Source organism: Pseudomonadota bacterium, from assembly GCA_010028905.1.
In the GTDB taxonomy this organism is placed as follows: domain Bacteria; phylum Vulcanimicrobiota; class Xenobia; order RGZZ01; family RGZZ01; genus RGZZ01.
Window position 1 is genome coordinate 1 of sequence record RGZZ01000333.1, and the last position, 5,701, is coordinate 5,701.

Annotated in this window: 7 protein-coding genes; 6 read left to right on the forward strand and 1 reads right to left on the reverse strand. The window is 67.3% G+C overall.

Annotated features, from left to right (window positions below; all coding sequences use genetic code 11):
• From EB084_18310 to EB084_18335, 6 genes are all read left to right on the forward strand, one after another.
• Positions 1 to 247, forward strand: a 247-nt coding sequence (locus EB084_18310; GenBank protein NDD30214.1) for a 4Fe-4S ferredoxin, incomplete at its 5' end; no start/stop codon positions are given.
• On the forward strand, positions 234 to 725 hold the full coding sequence (locus EB084_18315; protein NDD30215.1) for a Rieske (2Fe-2S) protein: 492 nt from the start codon (positions 234 to 236) through the stop codon (positions 723 to 725). The genes EB084_18310 and EB084_18315, both read left to right, overlap by 14 nt.
• Entirely contained in the window at positions 722 to 970 is a 249-nt protein-coding gene (locus EB084_18320; GenBank protein ID NDD30216.1) for a hypothetical protein, read from the forward strand. Before EB084_18315 ends, EB084_18320 begins: the two co-directional genes overlap by 4 nt.
• Entirely contained in the window at positions 967 to 2,145 is a 1,179-nt protein-coding gene (locus EB084_18325; GenBank protein ID NDD30217.1) for a NarK/NasA family nitrate transporter, read from the forward strand. The genes EB084_18320 and EB084_18325 overlap by 4 nt, the downstream gene beginning before the upstream one ends.
• A complete protein-coding gene (locus EB084_18330) occupies positions 2,142 to 3,194 on the forward strand; it encodes an MFS transporter (GenBank protein ID NDD30218.1) in 1,053 nt (350 codons plus the stop codon). Before EB084_18325 ends, EB084_18330 begins: the two co-directional genes overlap by 4 nt.
• A 17-nt stretch (positions 3,195 to 3,211) precedes the next feature.
• Positions 3,212 to 5,389 carry a nitrite reductase gene (locus EB084_18335; protein NDD30219.1) on the forward strand — a complete coding sequence of 726 codons (2,178 nt, stop codon included), beginning with the start codon at positions 3,212 to 3,214 and terminating at the stop codon, positions 5,387 to 5,389.
• Here the strand turns inward: EB084_18335 and EB084_18340 are convergent.
• Positions 5,343 to 5,701: ROK family protein (locus tag EB084_18340; GenBank protein NDD30220.1), on the reverse strand; the 359-nt coding region annotated here is incomplete at its 5' end. The two genes, EB084_18335 and EB084_18340, sit on opposite strands and share 47 nt — an antisense overlap.

The following is a 5,701-nucleotide window of genomic DNA, read 5'->3' on the forward strand; positions in this document are numbered from 1 at the left end:
CGACATGTGCTACGACCGCACCTCGGTGGGGCGTCGCCCTATGTGCGCCACGGTGTGTCCGTCGGAGGCGCTGTACTATGGGCCTATCGATGCGTGGAAGGCCCGTCGGGGGGGGGAGCCGGTTCGCGACTGGCGCTTCGGCAGCCAGAGCGTGAAGACGAAGGTGGCGATGGTGATGCCGAGCGCCACGCAGCGCATCGAGATCACCGGCGTGATTCTGCGCGAGGAGGCATCTGCGCGTGACTGAGCAGCAGTGGCAGAAGGATTTTCCCACAGACTGGAAGGCCGACAGCTACACCACCCGGCGGGAGTTCACCAAGTTCTTGATCTTGACGAGCGGTGCCACGTTCCTGGGCAACGGGGCCTTCGTCTACCTGTCGCGCCGACAGAGGCAGCAGGCGGCCACCGTGAAGCGCATCGCGGCTGTCGATGACGTTCCGGTCGGGCAGGCGAAGACCTTCCGCTACCCCACCGAAAACGATCCCGCATTGCTCATCCGCCTCGACGCGTCGATCTTCGTGGCCTACACCCAGCGCTGCACCCATCTCTCGTGTCCGGTTCTGTACGCCGCTGAACGGCGGCGGCTCGAGTGCCCGTGTCACGACGGTGCGTTCGACGCCCTCACCGGCCGGGTGCTCAAGGGACCGCCCCCTCGCGGACTCCCTCGCATCTCCCTGCGGGTCGAGAACGGCGAGATCTTCGCCGAGGGGATGGAGGCCACATGAGCCAGATCGATACCACGAACCGGCGTCGCGATCACCGCGGGCAGTCAATGCAGGCCGTTCTCCTCGTCGTTCTCGTGGTCTTTCTCGTCCAGCTCTGGCTGATCACCATCGCGCTCGAATCCTACCTGGCGGCGCGCACCGGCTATGCCGTGCCGACGTTCGTGGCGTCTGGCGCATGTTTCGCGGTCAACCTGTGGCTCTTGAAGGAGCTTCTTGACGTCGATCGCGGGGAGGAGTCGACATGATCGAACAAGACGCGCGGAAGGCGCTGGCGCTCTCGACGCTGGCCTTCGCCATATCGTTTGCGGTCTGGGGAATGATCTCGCCCCTGGCCAAGATGTTCCAGGGCCAGCTGCACCTCAGCGAGACGCAGACCTGGCTGCTCATCGCCGTGCCGGTGCTGCTGGGCGCGCTCGGCCGGCTGCCTGCCGGGATGGCCGCCGATCGCTTCGGCGGCCGCCTCGTGTTCACCATCGTGCTCATGGGGGCCGCCGCGGCCGCGCTGGCCCTGAGCTTTGCCAGGACCTATGAAGCCATGGTGGTGTGCGCCCTCTTCGTGGGCGTCGCCGGCGCATCGTTCTCGGTGGGGGTGGCCTTCACATCGCGGTGGTTCCCGCCCGAGAAGCAGGGCTTCGCTCTGGGCGTATACGGTGCCGGCAACATCGGGCAGAGCATCGCGCTGTTCACGGTGCCGATGCTCGCCTCGCGCTTCGGCTGGGAGAGCACCTATCGCATCTTCGCGGCTGTCACGTTCGTGTACGCCCTTGCGTTCCTCGCCCTGGCCAAGGACGCACCCGCGCGCACCCCACCGAAGCGCCTCTCCGAGATGCTGTCGGTGCTCGGGCGAAATCCCCTGGCCTGGGTGCTCTCCCTGTTCTACTTCGTCACCTTCGGCGGCTTCGTGGCGCTCTCCATCGGACTTCCCAAGCTGCTGGCCGAGATCTTCGCGCTGACGCCGGCTGACGCCGGGATGCGCGTGGCGGGCTTCGTGGTGGTGGCCACCGTGATGCGCCCCATCGGAGGGGCGCTCAGCGACCGCTTCGGGGGCGCGCGCGTGCTGGCCGTGGTGTTCGCGGCGGCCGGGCTGCTGGCGCTCGGCATCACGGTCGAGCACATCGTGCCCTTCACCGTCGGCGCCCTCGGGGTGGCTGCGTTCATCGGCCTGGGCAACGGGGCGGTCTTCAAGCTCGTTCCGCAGCACTTCCCGAAGGACACCGGGACGGTCACCGGTCTCGTGGGCGCCATGGGTGGACTCGGCGGATTCTTCCCGCCCCTCACGTTGGGGCTCATCAAGACCCACACCGGCAGCTATGCCCTCGGCTTCGTGCTCCTGTCGGTCTTCTGTTTCACGTGTCTCATCGTGAACTGGCTCGTGTTCCTGCGACACGAGCACGAGACGCTTGCGGTGTCGCCGAAGTGAGCGCGCTGTGGTCTCGTCTCGATCACGCGGCGCTGCGGCGCGGATTCAGCGCCATGCTGGCGCTGCTGCTCGCGATCTACCTCGGATCGGGGCGTCTGGCACGCTTCGACGTGGCGCTCATCGCCTACACGAGCGCCACGGTGCTGGCCTGCTTCGGCCTCGTCTACCGCTATTCGGTCTGGCTCGAGAAGCCGTCGACGCGCATCTACTGGCGACGCGGATGGACCCTGTTCGCGCGCCCTGAACGTCTGCTTGGCAATGTGGTGCGTCTGGTCGTGCTGCTCTGGCGCAACGTCGTCGCCCAGTTCTTCATCGAGCGCCGCAGCTTCTCGCGGTGGGCGGCCCACTTCCTCATGTCGTGGGGGTGCATCGTGGCGTGCGCCGTGACGTTTCCGCTGGTGTTCGGGTGGGTTCACTTCGAGCCGGACCTCGTCAGTCCGGTGACGTATCACGCGCACGTGTTCGGGTTCGATGTCGGCAGGTTCGACGCCACGTCACCGCTCGGCTGGATCACCTTTCACGTGCTCGACTTCTGCGCTGTCGCCATCCTCATCGGATTCGCCATCGCCATGCGTCGCCGCGCGCACGATCCGGGCGCGGCGGCGGTGCAGCAGTTCGCGAACGACTACATGCCGCTGATCCTGCTGTTCTCGGTATGCGTGACGGGCCTCATGCTCACCGCGAGCAGCATGTTCATGGAGGGGCATTCGTACAGCTTCATCGCGCTGCTGCACGCGTTCTCGGTCATCCTCACCCTGCTCTACCTGCCCTTCGGGAAGTTCTTCCACATCTTCCAGCGCCCGGCCCAGCTGGGGCTCGACTTCTACAAGCGCGAGGGCGCGGCGGGTCCGCAGGCCCGATGCGCTTCGTGCGGCGAGGCGTACACCTCGCAGATGCACGTCGACGATCTCAAGCAGGTGCTCGATGCACTTGGGTTCGATCAGCGCCTGTCTGACGGGCGCCATCATCTCGATGTCTGCCCGGGCTGCAAGCGTCGGGCGCTTGCGTCGCATCAGCGCGCGGCCATCGGTGGCCCTGGATTTCTGTAACCTTCGGAGGCACAGCCATGTCGGTTCCCCCGCAAACGGTCGAGCAGCTCATCGCGCAGTTCGGCCCACACCCGCAGCATACCCCTCCCGGTGGCTGGCCCTACGCGGGCGAGCCGGACCGGCTCGTGACCACGCACTGCTGCTTCTGCGGCCAGCAGTGCGGCATTCACCTGAAGGTGAAGAACAACCAGGTCGTCGGCTTCGAGCCCCGTGAAGACTTCCCGTTCAATCGGGGAAAGCTCTGCCCGAAGGGCGTCAAGCGCTACATGCAGAACGGGCACCCGGATCGGCTCCTGCACCCGCTGCGACGCACTGACGCGGGGTTTGCGCAGGTGAGCTGGGACGAGGCGCTCTCGCGCACCGTCGATGAGATCCGCCGAATCCAGAAGACCTACGGGCGCGACGCCTTCGCCATGCTGAGCGGCGTATCGCTGACCAACGAGAAGTCATATCTCGTGGGCAAGTTCGCTCGGGTGGCGCTGCAGACCGCCAACCTCGACTATAACGGGCGTCTGTGCATGGTGAGCGCGGGCGCGGGCAACAAGAAGGCGTTCGGACTCGACCGCGCCGCCAACTCGTGGGCCGACATCCCGCTGGCCGACGTGATCATCGTGACCGGGGCGAACGTCGCGGAGTGCGCCCCCATCACCACCGACTACATCTGGCGCGCCCGCGACCGCGGGGCGAAGCTCATCATGGTCGACCCGCGCGTGACCCCCCTGGCGCGCACCGCCGATCTGCACCTGCCCGTGCGTCCGGGCGGCGACACCGCGCTCATGAACGGCATCCTGCACGTGGTCATCGCCCGCGGATGGGTCGATCGGGCCTTCATCGATCAGCACACCTCCGGCTTTGCCGATGTGGAGGCCGCGGTGGCCGAGTACACCCCCGAGCACGCGGGGCGTCTGAGCGGCGTCGATCCTGCGCTCATCGTGCGCGCCGCCGAGCTCTGGGGGCCGGCGAAGACGAGCTTCCTGCTGCACGCGCGCGGCATCGAGCACCACGCCCAGGGCGTCGACAACGTGCTCTCGTGCATCAACCTGGTGCTCGCGACCGGTCGCATCGGTCGCCCAGGGTGCGGGTACGCGACCATCACCGGACAGGGGAACGGACAGGGCGGCCGCGAGCACGGGCACAAGTGCGATCAGCTGCCCGGCAACCGCGACATCGAGAACATGGAGCATCGTCGCTACATCGCAGAGGTGTGGAAGATCGCCGAGGAAGCGCTGCCTCGCAAGGGCCTGAGCGCGCAGGAGATCGTGAACGCCATGCATGCGGGTGAGATCAAGGGGCTGCTGTCGCTCTGCTTCAATCCCGTGGTGTCGCTGCCGGACAGCACCTTCACCAAGGAGGCGTTCAATCGCCTCGAGCACTACACGATCATCGACTTCTTCCTGAGCGAGACCGCGCGTCACGCCGACATCGTTCTCCCGGGATCGCTGCACGAGGAGGACGAGGGAACCTCGACCAGCGCCGAGGGGCGCGTCATCCGCATCCGCAAGGCCGTCGACCCGCCGGGAGAGGCGCGCGTCGACTGGGAGATACTGCTCGACCTGGCGCGTCGGCTGGGCCGGGGAGAGCACTTCGCCTACACGCGCGTCGAGGAGATCTTCAACGAGCTGCGCGTTGCGTCACACGGTGGCACGGCCGACTACCACGGTATCACCTACGAGAAGATCGAGAAGAACGACGGGGTGTTCTGGCCCTGTCCGACGCTCGATCATCCGGGCACGCCGCGCCTCTTCGAGGATCTGCGGTTCCCCACGCCTGACGGGAAGGCGCACTTCAATGCAGTGCGCTGGAAGCCCCCCGCCGAAGAGGTCGATGACGACTTCCCCATCGTGCTCACGACCGGACGCGTGGTGAGCCAGTATCTCAGCGGAACCCAGACGCGCCGCATCGGAGGGCTGCTCGATCAGTACCCGGAGCCCCTGGTCGAGATCCACCCCACGCTGGCGGAGCGGCTCGGCGTGCGCAACCGCGACTGGGTCGAGGTGGAGAGCCGACGCGGCAGGGTCATCCTGCGGGCGGCCGTGGTGGCCACCATTCGTGCAGACACGGTCTTCATACCCTACCACTGGGCCGATGAGCGGTCGGCCAACCTGCTCACCCTGCGCGCCCTCGATCCGGTGTCGAAGATTCCCGAGTTCAAGACCTGTGCGGTACAGGTTCGCAAGACCACAGCGCCGGCGTGAGCGCCCCCATCGACTCGAGGGCGAGGGCGGCGGCCCCGATGATGCCCGCCTGCTCGCCCAGGGCGGCCTCGACGATGGGGGTCACGGCGGGGGCGATCATGCGTGCGCGCTTCAATGCCTCGTCGCGCAAGGGGGCGAGCAGCAGCTCACCGGCCTGGCCCACGCCACCGCCGATGAGCACCCGCTCCGGGTCGACTGACGTGAGCACGGCCGCCACTGCCACGCCGAGGGCGCGACCGGCGCGGTCGTAGATCTCCCGCGCGTCGGCGTCGCCTGCCGTCGCGGCCTTCGCGACCCACGCGGGGGTGAGGG